Source organism: Pseudomonas sp. MF09150, assembly GCF_059862355.1.
Window position 1 is genome coordinate 189334 of record NZ_JCBCUS010000004.1, and the last position, 17454, is coordinate 206787.

Below are 17454 nucleotides of genomic sequence, written 5' to 3' on the forward strand. Positions count from 1 at the left end.
GGCCGACCTCCGTTTCATCAAGTAGCCGAGCCCCATGTCCGAGCCACGCAAGATCCTCGTCACCAGCGCCCTGCCCTATGCCAATGGTTCGATCCATCTTGGCCACATGCTGGAATACATCCAGACCGACATGTGGGTGCGCTTCCAGAAGCACCGCGGCAACCAATGCATTTATGTCTGCGCCGACGACGCCCACGGTTCGGCGATCATGCTGCGCGCGGAAAAAGAAGGCATCACCCCGGAACAATTGATCGCCAACGTCCAGGCTGAACACAGCGCCGACTTTGCCGACTTCCTGGTGGACTTCGATAACTTCCACTCCACTCACGCCGAAGAAAACCGTGAGCTGTCGAGCCAGATCTACCTGAAACTGCGAGACGCCGGGCACATCGCCCAGCGCTCCATCACCCAGTATTTCGACCCGGAAAAGAAAATGTTCCTGGCCGACCGCTTCATCAAGGGCACCTGCCCGAAATGCGGCACCGAGGACCAATACGGCGACAACTGCGAAAAATGCGGTGCGACCTACGCCCCCACCGACCTGAAGGATCCGAAGTCGGCGATCTCCGGCGCCACCCCGGTGCTCAAGGATTCCCAGCACTTCTTCTTCAAGCTGCCGGACTTCCAGGCAATGCTGCAAACCTGGACCCGCAGCGGCACCCTGCAGGACGCCGTGGCCAACAAGATCGCCGAGTGGCTGGACGCCGGCCTGCAACAGTGGGACATCTCCCGCGATGCGCCGTATTTCGGCTTCGAGATCCCGGACGAGCCCGGCAAGTACTTCTATGTCTGGCTGGACGCGCCGATCGGCTACATGGCCAGCTTCAAGAACCTGTGCGCCCGCCGTCCGGAACTGGATTTCGATGCGTTCTGGGCCAAGGATTCCAGCGCCGAGCTGTATCACTTCATCGGCAAGGACATCGTCAACTTCCACGCCCTGTTCTGGCCCGCCATGCTCGAAGGTGCCGGGTTCCGCAAGCCTACCGGCATCAACGTACACGGCTACCTGACCGTCAACGGTCAGAAGATGTCCAAGTCCCGTGGCACCTTCGTCAAGGCCCGGACCTACCTCGACCACCTGTCGCCGGAATACCTGCGTTACTACTACGCGGCCAAGCTGAGCCGTGGGGTCGATGACCTGGACCTGAACCTCGAAGACTTCGTGCAGAAGGTCAACTCCGACCTGGTGGGCAAAGTCGTCAACATCGCCAGCCGTTGCGCCGGGTTCATCCACAAGGGCAACGCCGGGGTGCTGGTGGCGGGCAATGCCGCGCCGGAACTGACTGACGCTTTCCTGGCTGCCGCGCCGAGCATCGCCGAGGCCTACGAGGCCCGCGACTTTGCCCGAGCCATGCGTGAAATCATGGGCCTGGCCGACCGCGCCAACGCCTGGATCGCCGACAAGGCCCCCTGGTCACTGAACAAACAGGAAGGCAAGCAAGACGAAGTCCAGGCCATCTGCGCGCTGGGCATCAACCTGTTCCGCCAACTGGTGATCTTCCTCAAGCCGGTGCTACCGCTGCTGGCCGCCGATGCAGAGGCCTTCCTCAACGTCGCGCCGCTGACCTGGAATGACCACGCCACCCTGCTCAGCAACCATCAACTGAACGAGTTCAAACCGTTGATGACCCGCATCGACCCGGTAAAAGTGCAAGCCATGACCGACGCTTCCAAAGAAGACCTGACCGCCAGCGCCACCGACACCGGTGAAGCGGCACCTGCCGGCAACGGCGAGCTGGCCAAGGACCCACTGTCGCCGGAGATCGAGTTCGACGCCTTTGCCGCGGTCGACCTGCGCGTTGCCTTGATCCTCAAGGCCGAGGCCGTGGAAGGTGCTGACAAGCTGCTGCGCCTGACCCTGGATATCGGTGATGAGCAGCGCAACGTGTTCTCCGGGATCAAGAGCGCCTACCCGGATCCGTCCAAGCTCGAAGGCCGCCTGACCATGATGATCGCCAACCTCAAGCCACGGAAAATGCGTTTCGGCATTTCCGAAGGCATGGTGATGGCCGCCGGCCCTGGCGGCGAAGAGATCTACCTGCTGAGCCCGGACAGCGGCGCCAAGCCTGGCCAGCGCATCAAGTAAGCCCCCGCGCAGGCACGATCCCCCCGCCACGCCTTTGCGTGACGGGGGGATTTTCATATCTGGCCCGACCCTGCGCGCTGCCGGATAATGCCTAACCTTTAGGCTACACGCCTGCCCTCACCGGCCACGTCCATGACCGACATACTGCTCACGCTTATCAGCGCTGCCCTGATCAATAACCTGGTGTTGCACTGGCCACTGGGCCTCGATCCGCTGTTGCGCAGCCAACGTCCGGCGCCGGCGACTCGCCGTCAAGTGCATGCCCTCGGGCTGGCCACCACGTGCCTGATGCTGCTGTGCGGGGTGAGCGGGCATGTGCTGTATCAGGCGCTGCTGGTTCCGTTGCAGCTGACTTCACTCAAGCTCCTGGTGTTTCTGCCGCTCTGCGCCCTGCTGGTCAGCCCGCTGTTGAAGCTGCTGGCTCGTGCCCTGCCGCAACTGCCCTTCGACCACCTCTGGCCACTGTTGCTCGGCAACGCTGGCGTGCTTGGCCTGCTGCTCCTGGATGCCCAGGGCACTCAGGGCGTGGTGCATGTGGCCGCACTCGGCCTGGGCTCAGGCCTGGGTTTCTGGCTGGTGTTGAGCCTGTTCAACGACCTGCGCCAGCGCATTCTAGATAACGATGTGCCCCTGCCCTTTCGCGGCCTGCCGGTCGACCTGATCAGCGCCGGGCTGATGGCAGTGGCCTTTCTCGGCTTCAACGGACTGATCAAGACATGAGTCTGATTCAACGCATCGATGCCCTGCTGCCGCAGACCCAGTGCGGTAAATGCGGCCATCCCGGATGCAAACCCTACGCCCAGGGCATTGCCGACGGCGAGGCGATCAACAAGTGCCCACCGGGTGGCAGCGAAACCATTGCCGGCCTCGCCCGGTTGCTGCAGGTTCCGGTACTGGAACTGGACACCAGCCGCGGCTCGGCCCCGGCGCAGATCGCCTTTATCCGCGAGGCCGAGTGCATCGGCTGCACCAAGTGCATACAAGCCTGCCCGGTGGATGCCATCGTCGGCGCGGCGAAGCTGATGCACACCGTGATCATCGACGAGTGCACCGGTTGCGACCTTTGCGTGGCGCCCTGCCCGGTCGATTGCATTGAGATGCAGCCGCTGCCATTGGCCAGCGTGCTGCCGATCGTCGGCGGCCTGGCGCCCGACCTCGCACAGCAACGCGCCCGCAATGCCAAGCGCGACCATGCCCGGCGCCGCTTCGAGCAGCGCAACGCCCGACTGCAACGTGAAGAACAGCAAAAACTGGCCGAACGCCAAGCCCGGGCGCAGCGCGCCGTGCAGGCCAGCACCAGCACCAGCAGCCTGAATCCGGTGCAGGCGGCCGTCGAACGGGTTCGCGCGCAAAAAGCGGCGGCAGCCGATGCGGCGCTGAAAAAAGCCAAGATCGATCTGGCCATGAGCCGCGCGCAGTTGAACAAATCCCTGAAAGCCTTCGGTCATCCACCGACCTTTGAGCAGCAGGCGCAGTTGATCATCCTGCAACGCCAATTCGAGGCGGCCGAGCAGGTCCTGGCCGAACTTGAATCCACGGCCCCCGCTCCCACGGCAGCGCCCGCAGCCAAGGACCCGGATCTCAAGAAAGCCAAGATCCAGCTGGCCATGCGCCGCGCCGAGCTGAAAAAAGCCCAGAGCGATGCCGCTCCCGAGGCACAGCTGGCCGTCTTGAGCGCGGCCCTGGCCGAGGCCGAGCAGGCCCTGCACGCTGCCGAGGCGGCAAGCGCGAAACCGGCGCCGAACCTGACCCGGGTCGAGAAACGCCCGATCGACACTCAACTGCGCCAACTGAAAACCGAACTGGCTTACGCCCGGGCCGAGGTGAGCAAGCTCGAGCGCCATGCCGACACTTCGCCAGAGCTGCTGGCCAAGGCCCGCGAACGATTGGCCGAAGCCGAGCGCCAGGTGCAGGCCCATGCCCCCAACTGAACACCTGGCCCAGCCGGAACCACGCCTGCAGCAGGCCATGCAGCGGGTGCTGCTGGCCACCTTGCCCGGGGTGTTGGTGCTGGTGTGGTTTTACGGTTGGGGGGTGCTGATCAATGGGTTATTGGCCGGCGCCACGGCCTTGGCGGTAGAAGCTGCAGTGCTGCGGCTACGTGCCTGGCCGCTGAAGCCATCCCTCGGCGACGGCAGCGCCCTGGTCAGCGCCACCTTGCTCGCCCTGGCATTGCCGCCCTATTGCCCCTGGTGGCTGACCGTCAGTGCCAGTGCCAGCGCCCTGCTGCTGGGCAAGCACCTGTACGGAGGCCTGGGTAAAAACCCGTTCAACCCGGCGATGCTCGGCTACGCGCTGATGCTGGTGTGCTTCCCGCAACAGATGACTCATTGGCCGACGTCCCACGGCATGGACCTGCTCGGCGGCCTGCAGCAGATCTTCGGCGTCGATTTCGGATCGGAAGTGCCGGACGCCTGGGCCCAGGCCACGGCACTGGACAGCCTGCGGATCAATAAAAGCCTGACCATCGACGAGCTGTTCGCCGGCAATGCGGCCTTCGGCCATTTCGGCGGCCGCGGCAGCGAATGGGTCAACCTGGCCTTTCTGGCCGGCGGCCTCTTCTTGCTGCAACAACGGGTAATCAGCTGGCACGCCCCTGTTGGCATGCTCGGCAGCCTGTTTATCATCAGCCTGCTGTGCTGGAACGGCTCGGGTTCGGACTCCCACGGCTCGCCATTTTTCCACCTGCTCACCGGTGCCAGCATGCTCGGTGCGTTTTTTATCGTCACCGAGCCCATCTCCGGCCCGAAAGCCGCCAAGGCGCGGCTGCTGTTCGGTGTCGGCGTGGGCCTGCTGACGTACCTGATCCGCACCTGGGGCGGTTACCCGGATGGCGTAGCCTTTGCCGTGCTGCTGATGAACCTGGCCGTTCCCGCCCTGGAGCGTTTGGTCGCTCCCGTCGCGCAGGCGCAAGCATGAGCCGCCGCCGGAGTGTGTTGATGCTGGTGCTGCTGGCCGGCGCTGGCATCGCGGTGAGCTATTTCGCCCAGCAGGCCGCCAGCCCGCGAATCGCTGCCGAACAACGGGCGAGCCAAGCCCGCGAACTGCTCGATCTGCTGCCTGTGGGCAGCTACGACAATCAACCCCTGGACCAGCCGTTGCCCCTCCAGCATCTGGTTCTAAGCAACAGCACCCTGCTCGGCGGTTACCGCGCCAGCCGCGCCGGCCAACCCAGCGCGGTGTTGCTCCGCAGCCAGGTCACAGGATATGCGGGCCCCATCGAGCTGTTGATCGCCATCGATGCCAATGGCCGGCTGCTGGGCAGCAAAAGCCTCAAGCAAGGGGAAACCCCGGGCCTGGGTGGGCGGATCGCCGAACAACCCAATGGCTGGCTGCAAGGTTTTGCTGGCAAATCGCGCAACGATCCCGCCGACAACGCCTGGGCCCTGAAGAAAGACCAGGGGCAGTTCGATCAGATGGCCGGCGCCACCATCACTTCTCGGGCGGTGATCAACGCCCTGCATGATGCGCTGCGCTATTTCGACGAACACCGGGATCAACTGCTGACAGGTGCGGCCAATGAATAAGCCCTCTGCACTGCACTATTCACTGACGCTGGTGGCGCTGATCGGTGCCAGCGACTCCCTGGTCAAGGCAGTGGGCCTGTCGCTGGCATCAGTGCTGGTCATCAGCCTGTACGCCCTGGGCATGAAAGGCCTGCGACGCCTGATCAGCAGTGACCTGCAATGGCTGGCCGGCCTGCTGCTCAGCGCCACACTGAGCAGTTGCGCAGCCCTGGCGATGCAAGCCTGGGCCTTTGAACTGCATCAGCAACTGGGGATTTACCTGGGCCTGATCGCGCTGCAATGCGTACTGCTGGAACACGGTGGTTTCTTCAATGGCCAAGGGCAAGTGCGCCAGATCGGCGCGTTCTGCCTGTTGCTGATCACCCTGGGTGCCTTGCGTGAAGTGCTGGGCAGCGGCTCTTTGGGCAACCATCTCGGATGGCTGGCCGGCCGCTACGGGGCCGACTGGCCGGCCTGGATCGTCAGCCTACACGGCAATCTGCGCCTGCTGAGCCTCGCCCCCGGCGGTTTTATACTGCTGGGCTTGCTGCTGGCAGCCAGACAGGCCTGGGCCTCAACCTCACACCGACCGCCTTCAAGGAACTGAATCACCCATGAATGCCGCAAAACGCCTGGAAATATTCCGACGGTTTCACGAAGACAATCCCGAACCAAAAACCGAATTGGCCTACTCGTCGCCATTCGAACTGCTGATCTCGGTGATTTTATCGGCCCAATCCACCGACGTCGGGGTCAACAAGGCGACGGCCAAACTGTATCCGGTGGCCAATACGCCGGCGGCCATTTACGCCTTGGGGGTCGAAGGCCTGTCCCAGTACATCAAGACCATCGGCCTGTACAACAGCAAGGCAAAGAACGTCATCGAAACCTGCCGCCTGCTGCTGGAGCGCCATAACGGTGAAGTCCCGCAAACCCGCGAAGAGCTCGAGGCCCTGCCCGGCGTCGGCCGCAAGACCGCCAATGTGGTGCTCAACACGGCGTTTCGCCAGCTGACCATGGCCGTCGACACGCATATTTTTCGGGTCAGCAACCGGACCGGGATCGCGCCCGGCAAGAATGTGGTGGAAGTGGAAACCAAGCTGATGAAGTTTGTGCCCAAGGAGTTTCTCCTTGATGCCCATCACTGGCTGATCCTCCATGGGCGCTATGTGTGCCTGGCGCGCAAGCCGCGCTGCGGCAGTTGCCGGATCGAAGACTTGTGCGAATACAAGCAAAAGACTTCGGACGATTGAGTAACCATTGATTTTGATGATCGGTCGATTGAAAAAATCTTTTTTACCCGCCAGGAGAATATCGCTATAAGGAGCGCCAATGGCAGTCTTAGCCTGGAGTTGACCTTATGAGCACTGGCAAAGAACAACTGGACGTAGAAGACGATTTTATTGCTGTTGAACCAGAAGAGGCTGAGCCGGTGGTTGAGGTGGCAAAGACCAACCTGAACAAGCGCCGCACCATTGACAACCTCCTCGAAGAACGCCGCCTGCAAAAGCAGCTGGCCGATTACGACTTCGATCTGTAATTCCAGGAAAGCCCCAGCCACTCGGGCCTTCCTGTCGGCGCCAGGTCTACCCGGCGACTTGGCGCCTGTCCTTCATCCCTTCGCCGGAGCAAACTCCATCCACTCGTTGTTCACGCCAGCTTATGGCGCTGGGCAAATTCAATCAGGTCCACCAGCGAGCGGGCATTGAGCTTGGACAGCAGCCGCCGCTTGTAGGTGCTCACCGTCTTGTTGCTCAAACTCAGGCCTTCGGCAATCTCCTTGTTACTCAAGCCGGAGGTGAGTTGCTTCAACACCATCAACTCCCTTGCCGAGAGCAATTCCACCATCTCCTCTTCAGTGGACAAGCCCTGGCAGGACCGCAACGTGTGTAAGGCTTCGTTGGGAAAGTAACTGTAACCGGCCTCCACCGCCTTGATCGCACTGATCAGTTCAGTGATGTCCTGTTGCTTGCAGATATAACCAGCGGCGCCGGCCTGCATGCAACGCATTGAAAAGGGCCCGGGTAGTTGCAGGGTCAATACCAATATCTTAATAGTCATCGCTTTTGAAGTCAGACGGGTTATAACTTCCAGACCATCAAGTTTTGGAATGCCGATATCCAGTATCAAAATATCCGGCATCAACTCAAGTGCGAGTTGCAACGCATCCAAACCATTGTCTGCCTCGGCAATCACCTTGAAACCATGGCGTTCCATCAGCATGCGCACCGCCAGACGAATGACGGGGTGATCATCCACGATCAATACTCTTTTCATAGGCACTTCCGAATTCAAGGCATAATTGTTAATCCACACAATAACCCGCCATCCTGCCCTTGGCACCGCGTGCCCATGGGCTACAGCAGTACAGAGACGATCCTTACAAACAATGAGGATTTGCCTTACAAAAACAGTCAAAAGGCGACATCCTTGCAACTAGCTAATTTAAGATAGTTCTGTATACCTGCTACTTTTCGTATTAATAATCAACTATCCATATCACTTCGAAAAACACCTCGTAGTGCATGCATTGGTTAATTGCGCGATAAGACTCACAACTAGAGCAACCGAGTTACCGAGCACAAAAAAGCCCTGCACAAGGCAGGGCTTTTTCACAGCGGTTCAAGAATCAGAACAGTGTCCGACCTTTGTTGGCCGCAATGCGCATACGCAAGGCATTCAACTTGATGAAGCCGGCAGCGTCTGCCTGGTTATAGGCACCGCCATCTTCTTCAAAGGTTGCGATGTTGGCGTCGAACAGCGACTCATCGGACTTGCGACCGGTAACGATCACGTTGCCTTTGTACAGTTTCAGGCGAACCACACCGTTAACGTGAGCCTGGGAAGCGTCGATCATCTGTTGCAGCATCAGACGCTCAGGGCTCCACCAGTAGCCGGTGTAGATCAGGCTGGCGTACTTGGGCATCAGCTCGTCTTTGAGGTGAGCCACTTCACGGTCCAGGGTGATGGACTCGATGGCGCGGTGCGCACGCAGCATGATGGTGCCGCCCGGGGTTTCGTAGCAGCCACGGGACTTCATGCCGACGTAACGGTTCTCGACGATGTCGAGGCGGCCGATACCGTGTTCGCCACCGATACGGTTCAGGGTCGCGAGCACGGTAGCCGGAGTCATTTCAACGCCGTCCAGTGCCACGATGTCGCCGTTGCGGTAGGTCAGTTCCAGGTACTGCGGGGTGTCGGGAGCCTTCTCCGGGGAGACGGTCCAACGCCACATGTCTTCTTCGTGCTCGGTCCAGGTGTCTTCCAGCACGCCGCCTTCATATGAGATGTGCAGCAGGTTGGCATCCATCGAGTACGGGGATTTCTTCTTGCCGTGACGCTCGATCGGGATGTTGTGCTTCTCGGCGTAGTCCATCAGCTTCTCGCGGGACAGCAGGTCCCACTCGCGCCAAGGAGCAATCACTTTCACGCCCGGCTTGAGGGCATAAGCGCCCAGTTCGAAACGAACCTGGTCGTTGCCTTTGCCGGTGGCGCCATGGGAAATGGCGTCGGCGCCGGTTTCGTTGGCAATTTCGATCAAACGCTTGGCGATCAACGGACGCGCGATAGACGTACCCAGCAGGTACTCACCTTCGTAAACGGTGTTGGCGCGGAACATCGGGAAAACGAAATCGCGGACAAACTCTTCGCGCAGGTCGTCGATATAAATCTCTTTCACGCCCATGGCTTGCGCCTTGGCACGTGCAGGTTCGACCTCTTCGCCCTGACCCAGATCGGCGGTAAAAGTCACCACTTCACAGTTATAAGTATCCTGCAGCCACTTGAGGATCACCGAAGTGTCCAGGCCGCCGGAATACGCCAGAACGACCTTGTTAACGTCCGCCATGCCATCACTCCACGGGGTTGTACGGAAAGCCGTCAAGTCTACCGATCAACGCGGATAATTTACAGAGGCGCGACAGCTTATGACGACGAAGCGACAGATTATGTCGAGCGCGCGACGACTACAGCCGTTTCAGGACGTCGCCGCGGCATTGGGTGTGGCGGCGGCTTGAGGCGCCGGCTTTTCGACAGGAGCGACACGCTCCAGGTGCACATTGACCCGACGGTTCTTGGCCCGATTGGCCGGGTTGGTATTGGGGGCCAACGGGTAACGCTCACCGTGAAAACGCATGGTGATCTGTGATTCGGGTATGCCATTGGCCTTCAGGTAATCCAACACTGCCAGCGCCCTGCGCCGCGACAGATCGCGGTTGGTCAGGCGGTTGCCGCTGTTGTCGGAATGCCCGTCCAGCTCGATGTGATTGACCGTGGGATCGGCCTTGAGAAACTCCAGGATCACTTGCAGCTTGGCCTTGGCCTGGGCATCCAGCTCGGTGCCGGTGCCCGGGAAACCGATCTCGGCCTGCTTCACCTGTTCGTAATTCATCGGCAACAACTTCGCCGTGCAGCTTTGATAGTCACTGTAGGCCTTGCTGAATTTCACCGGCAACAGACGCACTTCGGACACACCGCCTTCGCGGGAGTAGTGACGCACCACCGGGCTGCGCCCATCCAGCAAACCGTTGATCAGCCGGCCAGCCTGCACCTGCGAGCTATTGAACATCACCCCGCCGCTACCGGCCTTGACCGCGCCCAGGTCGATATCACCGCGCCCCGGCTGCCAGGGTGCTGCCGCGGCGAGCAAGGTCGCCGAGCCCCCACCCTGCATCGGATTGAAGCTCTTGAGGCGGAAAGTCGCCTGCTCACCTGCCCGGCGCACGAACTCGCCGGAGCCGAAATCGGTGATCGGCTGAGTCAGGCGGCACTCGAATTTGTCGCCTTCGACCGTCCACTCAATGCTCTCCAGACGGGTCTGGAAAGTGAGAGCCATCGCAGGCAGGCTGGCAAACACGCTGAGCAGGACTAGATAATGCTGGCGCACGGGAGGCTCCACTGACTTGTACAGATCAAAATCAACATGCCCGTTTACGGCACACCTACGGGATATCGGAAGCTTTACGCAAAACTTGATAGCGAGTGCCTGGATGAGTCTTTTCCGGTAGCATTCCCCCGAGTTTGACCCGCCTGGAATCCCCAATGTCCGACCGCCTGACCCTGCTGCGTCCCGACGACTGGCATATACATCTTCGCGATGGTGCCGTGTTGACCAATACCGTCGCGGATGTCGCGCGCACCTTTGGTCGCGCCATCATCATGCCTAACCTGGTACCCCCGGTGCGCAACGCCGAGCAAGCCGACACCTATCGCCAGCGCATTCTCGCTGCGCGGCCGGCCGGCAGCCGCTTCGAGCCGCTGATGGTGCTCTACCTGACCGACCTGACCCAGCCTGAAGATATTCGTACGGCCAAGGCCAGTGGCTTCGTGCATGCCGCCAAGCTCTATCCGGCCGGCGCGACCACCAACTCGGACTCCGGCGTCACCAGTATCGACAAGATCCTCCCGGCGCTTGAGGCCATGGCCGAAGTCGGTTTGCCGTTGCTGATCCACGGCGAAGTGACCCGTGGCGACGTCGATGTATTCGACCGCGAGAAGATTTTCATCGACGAGCATATGCGCCGCGTCGTCGAGCGGTTCCCGACCCTGAAAGTGGTCTTCGAGCACATCACCACCCGTGAAGCCGTGCAGTTCGTCAACGAGGCCTCGGTCAACGTTGGCGCAACCATCACCGCCCATCACCTGCTGTACAACCGCAACCACATGCTGGTTGGCGGGATTCGCCCGCACTTCTATTGCCTGCCGATTCTCAAGCGCAATACCCACCAGGAAGCCCTGCTCGACGCCGCCACCGGTGGCAGCACCAAGTTCTTCCTGGGGACCGACTCCGCGCCACACGCGCAGCACGCCAAGGAAGCCGCCTGCGGCTGCGCCGGCTGCTACACCGCTTACGCCGCAATCGAGTTGTACGCCGAGGCATTTGAACAGCGCAACGCGCTGGACAAGCTCGAAGGATTCGCCAGCCTCAACGGCCCGCGCTTCTACGGCCTGCCCGTGAACACCGATAGCATCACCCTGGTCCGTGAAGAATGGACCGCCCCTGCCAGCCTGCCGTTCGGCGAGCTGACTGTCATCCCGCTGCGCGCCGGTGAAAAACTGCGCTGGCGCCTGCTGGAGAAACACTCGTGAGTGAAGACCATTTCGACGACGAACAGGACGGTCATGGTGGCGGTGGCGGTTCCCGTCATCCGATGGCGGCCCGCTTTCGTGGCTACCTGCCGGTCGTCATCGATGTTGAGACCGGTGGTTTCAACTCGGCCACCGATGCGCTGCTGGAAATCGCCGCGACCATCATCGGCATGGATGAAAAGGGCTTCGTGTTCCCCGAACACACGCTGTTTTTCCGTGTAGAACCCTTCGAGGGTGCCAATATCGAAGCCGCTGCGCTGGAATTCACCGGCATCAAGCTCGACCATCCATTGCGCATGGCTGTCAGTGAAGAAACAGCACTGACCGACATCTTCCGCAGTGTGCGCAAGGCGCTGAAAGCCAATGGCTGCAAGCGCGCGATCCTGGTGGGCCATAACAGCAGCTTCGACCTGGGCTTCCTCAATGCTGCGGTCGCGCGCCTGGACATGAAGCGCAACCCCTTCCACCCCTTCTCCAGCTTCGACACCGCCACCCTGGCCGGCCTGGCCTATGGCCAAACCGTGCTGGCCAAAGCGTGTCAGGCGGCCGATATCGACTTCGACGGACGTGAGGCCCACTCGGCTCGCTACGACACCGAGAAGACCGCCGACCTGTTCTGCGGCATCGTCAACCGCTGGAAGGAAATGGGCGGCTGGGCAGACTTCGACGACTGATTCGGTTGCCAAATCGTCCCCATGAAAAAACCGGCCCTGAGGCCGGTTTTTTTATGCGTGACGCGCGGCTTACAGCTTGCCGGCGTTCTCGCTCAGGTAGGCAGCAACGCCTTCTGGCGAAGCGGTCATGCCTTTGTCGCCTTTTTTCCAGTTGGCTGGGCAAACTTCGCCGTGCTCTTCGTGGAATTGCAGAGCGTCGACCAGACGGATCAGCTCTTCCATGTTACGGCCCAGTGGCAGGTCGTTGATGATCTGCGAGCGGACAACGCCCTTGTCGTCGATCAGGAATGCGCCACGGAAAGCCACGCCGCCTTCGGACTCAACGTCGTAGGCCTTGGCGATGTCGTGCTTCATGTCAGCAGCCATGATGTACTGAACCTGACCGATGCCGCCGGCATTGATCGGGGTGTTGCGCCAGGCGTTGTGGGTGAAGTGCGAGTCGATCGAAACCGCGATCACTTCTACGTTACGTGCCTTGAAGTCTGCCATACGGTGGTCCAGAGCGATCAGCTCGGACGGGCAAACGAAGGTGAAGTCCAGCGGGTAGAAGAACACCAGGCCGTATTTGCCTTTGATGGCCGAGGACAGGGTGAAGCTGTCGACGATTTCGCCATTGCCGAGAACAGCGGGAACGGTGAAGTCAGGGGCTTGTTTGCCTACGAGTACGCTCATTGGATATCTCCTGGTGTGGTCGAATGAAGAGCAAGATCATCCCAGTCTGCCGCGGCTATACGACAACCCGGTGACGCGATCTTGCTGCGTAAGGACCGACCATCATACACCGCGTGTTTGAGCTGTCCTTAATCGTTTTTAGATCTGCTGCTGTGGATGCGTGCAAAACCGCCCGTTTCGATACCAGCCCGCGGGGCCGAAAAAAGGCCGTTCGTCAGACTTGTCCGATTCGCTGAAAAACCCCGCCAAACCACTTTGACAATCATTCTCGTTAACATTAAGATCCATCGCAATTGGGCCATAACCAGCGACGGTTCTCACCTTATGTATGTCTGCCTCTGCACTGGCGTCACCGACGGACAAATCCGCGATGCGATCTTTGAAGGTTGCTGCAGCTACCGCGAAGTACGCCAAGCCACCGGCGTCGCCAGCCAATGCGGCAAATGTGCATGCCTGGCCAAGCAGGTCGTGCGGGAAACCCTGACCAAAGTGCAAAGCAGCCAGGCAGCGATTCCCTATCCCGTAGAATTTAATGTCGCGTAAATAACCGTATTTCAAGAAGCCGGACTTAGTGTCCGGTTTTTTTATGCCTAGAATTCAATCGCTTAGCGTCATAACGCGGAACACAAACATTCTTATTCCGATTAATTTTCATATATTATTCAATAACTTAGGTTTGACACTCATGATTGCGCAGCTCAGACTCCGCCTTATACACAGCTGATACAGGGCAGGACCCCATCATGAAAGGCGACATTACAGTCATCCAGCATCTCAACAAGATCCTTGCCAATGAGCTGGTCGCGATCAATCAGTACTTCCTGCATGCACGCATGTATGAAGACTGGGGCCTGAACAAGCTGGGCAAACACGAGTACCACGAGTCCATCGACGAGATGAAGCATGCGGACAAGCTGATCAAGCGCATCCTCTTCCTCGAAGGCCTGCCGAACGTCCAGGACCTGGGCAAGCTGCACATCGGTGAACACACCAAGGAAATGCTTGAGTGCGACCTGCGTATCGAGCGCACCGGCCACGCCGACCTCAAGGCAGCCATCGCCCATTGCGAAGTCACCGGCGACTTCGGTAGCCGTGAACTGCTGGAGGATATCCTTGAGTCAGAAGAAGAACATATCGACTGGCTGGAAACCCAACTGGGCCTGATCGACAAAGTGGGTATCGAGAACTATCTGCAATCGCAGATGGGCGAATAACCTTCGCAGCGCTCACCACTGTTAAAAAGCCCCGCCCTCTTAATCGAGGCGCGGGGCTTTTTATTGCGCGGCTTATTTAGATAAGCTGTAGTTGCGATTGATAACGATATGCGACCCTTTAATTACTTCGCACTTATCAATCACCGCAAAAACAAAAGCCCCGCATGGCGGGGCTTTTATTCGATGGCCTCACGGCCTGCAGCAGCGTAGAAGCTACTGCACCTGCATCAGGCTTCGGTCTTGTTCGCAGCGGCTTTTTCGGCAGCTTCCTTGACCAGGGTCTGCAGCTCACCGTTGGCGAACATCTCGGCCATGATGTCGCTGCCGCCGACCAGTTCACCACCCACCCACAGTTGCGGGAAGGTTGGCCAGTTGGCGTATTTCGGCAGGTTGGCGCGGATTTCCGGGTTCTGCAGGATGTCCACGTAAGCGAACTTCTCACCACAGCCCATTACGGCCTGAGCGGCTTTCGCGGAGAAGCCACACTGTGGGGCATTCGGCGAGCCTTTCATGTAAAGCAGAATGGTGTTGTTGGCAATCTGCTCTTTAATAGTTTCGATGATATCCATGGAACACCTCGGCTGAACTTTCCGACTCTGTTGTCGGCACGGTGGCGCATTGTAACGGAAAGCCGAGCGCCATGCTCGGTCTCCCCGACAGACACCTCAAGCAGCCTGCACCTTGACCGGCACGCCGTTGAGCGCCGCATTCCCCGATAATTCGTCGAGTTGCCGCTCATCGGTCAGGTCGTTGGCGCTGGAGCCCGGCTGCTCGCTGGCGATGCTCATGTGCACGCCAGGCCGCGCATGCCCCCAACCGTGAGGCAGGCTGACCACCCCCGGCATCATCTCGCTGCTGGCCAGCACTTCAACTTCAATCATCCCGACCCGCGAGCTGACCCGCACTCGTTGCCCGTCGCTGAGACCACGACTGGCCAGGTCATCGGGGTGCATCAGCAACTGATGGCGCGGCTTGCCCTTCACCAGCCGGTGATAGTTGTGCATCCATGAATTATTACTGCGTACGTGGCGCCGCCCGATCATCAGCAATTCATCGACCGGGGGCGCCTGCAACGCGGCAAAACGCTCCAGATCAGCCAGAATCGCCGCCGGGGCGGCTTGCACCCGCTGGTTCTCGGTCTTCAGGCGCTGCGCCAGGTTCGGCTTGAGCGCCCCCAGATCGATGCCATGGGGATGATGGGCCAGGGTCGCCAGGGAAAGCTGGTACGTCGAGTCATCACCGTAGCGACCGCCTCGCAGCCCCCGATCGATCATCTGCGCCGGCGCCACGGTGGGCTTGAGCGGCTGGCCGCTGTGGGCGGCAAAAGCCTGGGCCAGGCCGACGAAGATCTCCCAGTCATGCAGCGCACCCTCGGGCTTGGGCAAAATGGCCTGGTTGAAACGGCTCACATTGCGCACCGCGAACATATTGAAGGTGGTGTCGTAGTGATCGTTCTCCAGGGCCGATGTGGAGGGCAGGATCAAGTCCGCGTAGCGCGTGGTTTCGTTGATGTACAAATCGATGCTGAGCATGAACTCCAGGCCGTCCAGCGCCTGCTCCAGTTGCCGGCCATTGGGCGTGGACAGCACCGGATTGCCGGCAATGGTGATCAGCGCCCGGACCTGGCCCTCACCTTCGGTCAGAATCTCCTCGGCCAGTGCCGATACCGGGAACTCGCCACCGTATTCAGGCCGTCCGGAAACCCGGCTTTGCCAGACATTGAAGTGCCCGCCCGAGGTCGATGCCACCAGGTCCACCGCCGGCTCCGTGCACAGCGCACCACCAACCCGATCGAGGTTGCCAGTGACCAGGTTGATCAATTGCACCAGCCAATGGCACAAGGTGCCGAACGCCTGGGTCGAGACCCCCATGCGCCCGTAACACACGGCTTTGTCCGCGGCCGCAAAGTCCCGCGCCAACTGGCGGATCTGCAAGGCTGGCACGGCGCACAGCGGGCTCATGGCCTCGGCGCTGAAGCCGGCGATGGATTCGCGCACCTGGTCCAGACCGTCCACCGGCAAATGGCTGGGGCGAGTCAGGCCCTCATCGAACAAGGTATGCAACATCCCGAACAGCAGCGCGGCATCGCCTCCCGGGCGCACGAACAGGTGCTGATCGGCGATGGCGGCGGTTTCGCTGCGCCGCGGATCGACCACCACCACTTTGCCGCCTCGGGCCTGGATCGCCTTCAGGCGCTTCTCCACATCCGGCACGGTCATGATGCTGCCGTTGGAGGCCAACGGGTTGCCGCCCAGGATCAGCATGAAGTCGGTGTGGTCGATGTCCGGAATCGGCAGTAACAGGCCGTGGCCGTACATCAGGTAACTGCTCAGGTGATGGGGCAATTGGTCGACCGAGGTCGCGGAAAAACGGTTACGGGTTTTCAGCAGGCCGAGAAAGTAGTTGCTGTGGGTCATCAACCCATAGTTGTGCACGCTGGGATTGCCCTGATAGGTGGCGACGGCGTTGTTGCCGTGGCGCTGCTGGATCGCCGCCAAGCGCTCGGCCACCAGGGCAAACGCCGCGTCCCAGGCGATTGGCCGCCACTGGTCACCCACCCGCTGCATGGGCTGGCGCAGGCGATCAGGATCATCCTGGATGTCTTGCAGGGCCACTGCCTTGGGGCAGATATGGCCGCGACTGAAGCTGTCGTCCTTGTCACCCTTGATCGACGTGATCCTGATCGCGGCGCCTTCGGCCTGGGTGGTTTCAATGGTCAGGCCGCAGATGGCTTCACACAAATGGCAGGCACGGTGATGGAGAGTCTTGGTCATGGCCAGTCTCTATTGTATTCAGGGCAGCCAGCGGGCCGCGGAAACAAAACTATGGCGCTGCGGGGTGCCCAGCGCCAGGGAGAGGTGTCCTGTGAATCGCAGGGCATCAGGCCTGCCGATAACCGCCGACGCTCAGTTGGAAGGCAAGCCGGGAGGGCCCTGGGCGGTGATCTGTGCCACGTTGAGCAGCGGGTCCGGCTCGGCCTGCTGACCGCCGAGCTCAGCCAGCAGGCGCCATTGCTCGTCCAGGCCGGCACTGATGGTCATCATCCGATCGATCATCTGCCGCGCCGCATTGCGTGTGACATCGTCCTCGCTACGCAGCAACTCGAACGACAGGGTGGTCATGGACGCCGTCATGTCCGTCAACGCCCGTGCCGTCAGCCCCAACAGCGCCATCAGTTGTTGTTCCTTTGTCTGCATTGCCAACACTTCCCTGTC

Annotated in this window: 19 protein-coding genes; 12 read left to right on the forward strand and 7 right to left on the reverse strand. The window is 60.4% G+C overall.

Translation table 11 applies throughout. From position 1 onward, the window contains the following. The first annotated feature begins 34 nt into the window (after positions 1-34). The 8 genes from metG to AC19YX_RS17025 all read left to right on the forward strand — a co-directional run bounded on the left by metG (position 35) and on the right by AC19YX_RS17025 (position 7132). Complete coding sequence (metG, locus tag AC19YX_RS16990; RefSeq protein WP_078471921.1) at positions 35-2086, forward strand: methionine--tRNA ligase; 2052 nt, start codon at positions 35-37, stop codon at positions 2084-2086. A gap of 132 nt (positions 2087-2218) precedes the next feature. Beyond that, complete coding sequence (locus AC19YX_RS16995) at positions 2219-2806, forward strand: Rnf-Nqr domain containing protein (protein WP_500606644.1); 588 nt, start codon at positions 2219-2221, stop codon at positions 2804-2806. Continuing rightward, positions 2803-4017: an electron transport complex subunit RsxB gene (gene rsxB, locus AC19YX_RS17000; protein WP_500606645.1), complete on the forward strand. Its 1215-nt coding sequence runs from the start codon at positions 2803-2805 to the stop codon at positions 4015-4017. Before AC19YX_RS16995 ends, rsxB begins: the two co-directional genes overlap by 4 nt. After that, the gene (locus tag AC19YX_RS17005; protein ID WP_421548633.1) at positions 4004-5005 is read left to right on the forward strand and encodes an RnfABCDGE type electron transport complex subunit D; all 1002 of its coding nucleotides are present in this window, start codon (positions 4004-4006) and stop codon (positions 5003-5005) included. The genes rsxB and AC19YX_RS17005 overlap by 14 nt, the downstream gene beginning before the upstream one ends. Continuing rightward, the gene (locus AC19YX_RS17010) at positions 5002-5613 is read left to right on the forward strand and encodes an RnfABCDGE type electron transport complex subunit G (protein WP_500606646.1); all 612 of its coding nucleotides are present in this window, start codon (positions 5002-5004) and stop codon (positions 5611-5613) included. The genes AC19YX_RS17005 and AC19YX_RS17010 overlap by 4 nt, the downstream gene beginning before the upstream one ends. Beyond that, positions 5606-6199 carry an Rnf-Nqr domain containing protein gene (locus tag AC19YX_RS17015; RefSeq protein ID WP_500606647.1) on the forward strand — a complete coding sequence of 198 codons (594 nt, stop codon included), beginning with the start codon at positions 5606-5608 and terminating at the stop codon, positions 6197-6199. The genes AC19YX_RS17010 and AC19YX_RS17015 overlap by 8 nt, the downstream gene beginning before the upstream one ends. Before the next feature lie 7 nt (positions 6200-6206). After that, entirely contained in the window at positions 6207-6845 is a 639-nt protein-coding gene (gene nth, locus AC19YX_RS17020) for an endonuclease III (RefSeq protein ID WP_078471927.1), read from the forward strand. 107 nt (positions 6846-6952) lie between these two features. Continuing rightward, positions 6953-7132, forward strand: a complete 180-nt coding sequence (locus AC19YX_RS17025; protein ID WP_020298588.1) for a PA3496 family putative envelope integrity protein — start codon at positions 6953-6955, stop codon at positions 7130-7132. A gap of 110 nt (positions 7133-7242) precedes the next feature. Here the strand turns inward: AC19YX_RS17025 and AC19YX_RS17030 are convergent, their stop codons facing one another. The 3 genes from AC19YX_RS17030 to AC19YX_RS17040 form a co-directional block, all read right to left on the reverse strand. Further along, positions 7243-7869, reverse strand: a complete 627-nt coding sequence (locus tag AC19YX_RS17030) for a response regulator transcription factor (RefSeq protein WP_020298587.1) — start codon at positions 7867-7869, stop codon at positions 7243-7245. A gap of 352 nt (positions 7870-8221) precedes the next feature. Then, complete coding sequence (locus AC19YX_RS17035; RefSeq protein WP_020298586.1) at positions 8222-9439, reverse strand: argininosuccinate synthase; 1218 nt, start codon at positions 9437-9439, stop codon at positions 8222-8224. Between the two features lie 129 nt (positions 9440-9568). Next, complete coding sequence (locus AC19YX_RS17040; protein ID WP_500606648.1) at positions 9569-10477, reverse strand: flagellar protein MotY; 909 nt, start codon at positions 10475-10477, stop codon at positions 9569-9571. 155 nt (positions 10478-10632) lie between these two features. Between AC19YX_RS17040 and pyrC the strand changes: the two genes are divergently transcribed. Further along, on the forward strand, positions 10633-11679 hold the full coding sequence (gene pyrC / locus AC19YX_RS17045; RefSeq protein WP_421548635.1) for a dihydroorotase: 1047 nt from the start codon (positions 10633-10635) through the stop codon (positions 11677-11679). Then, positions 11676-12353 (forward strand): ribonuclease T, encoded by a 678-nt coding sequence (rnt, locus tag AC19YX_RS17050; RefSeq protein ID WP_020298583.1) that lies wholly within the window; start codon positions 11676-11678, stop codon positions 12351-12353. The genes pyrC and rnt overlap by 4 nt, the downstream gene beginning before the upstream one ends. Before the next feature lie 69 nt (positions 12354-12422). Here the strand turns inward: rnt and AC19YX_RS17055 are convergent, their stop codons facing one another. Continuing rightward, positions 12423-13025: a peroxiredoxin gene (locus AC19YX_RS17055; RefSeq protein ID WP_020298582.1), complete on the reverse strand. Its 603-nt coding sequence runs from the start codon at positions 13023-13025 to the stop codon at positions 12423-12425. 324 nt (positions 13026-13349) lie between these two features. On the opposite strand from AC19YX_RS17055, the gene AC19YX_RS17060 reads away from it, so the two are divergent. Together AC19YX_RS17060 and bfr are read left to right on the forward strand one after the other, a co-directional pair. Further along, complete coding sequence (locus tag AC19YX_RS17060; RefSeq protein ID WP_020298581.1) at positions 13350-13568, forward strand: bacterioferritin-associated ferredoxin; 219 nt, start codon at positions 13350-13352, stop codon at positions 13566-13568. Between the two features lie 200 nt (positions 13569-13768). Next, positions 13769-14239 (forward strand): bacterioferritin, encoded by a 471-nt coding sequence (gene bfr, locus AC19YX_RS17065; RefSeq protein ID WP_020298580.1) that lies wholly within the window; start codon positions 13769-13771, stop codon positions 14237-14239. A gap of 227 nt (positions 14240-14466) precedes the next feature. Here bfr and grxD read toward each other — a convergent pair whose 3' ends face one another. The 3 genes from grxD to plzR all read right to left on the reverse strand — a co-directional run bounded on the left by grxD (position 14467) and on the right by plzR (position 17436). Then, positions 14467-14808, reverse strand: coding sequence for a Grx4 family monothiol glutaredoxin (gene grxD / locus AC19YX_RS17070; RefSeq protein ID WP_020298579.1), 342 nt, complete (start codon positions 14806-14808; stop codon positions 14467-14469). A 96-nt stretch (positions 14809-14904) separates the two neighbouring features. Then, a complete protein-coding gene (locus tag AC19YX_RS17075) occupies positions 14905-17013 on the reverse strand; it encodes a molybdopterin oxidoreductase family protein (protein ID WP_500606649.1) in 2109 nt (702 codons plus the stop codon). Between the two features lie 132 nt (positions 17014-17145). Continuing rightward, on the reverse strand, positions 17146-17436 hold the full coding sequence (gene plzR / locus AC19YX_RS17080) for a PlzR type 4 pili assembly inhibitor (protein ID WP_078471931.1): 291 nt from the start codon (positions 17434-17436) through the stop codon (positions 17146-17148). Between the last annotated feature and the right edge of the window lie 18 nt (positions 17437-17454).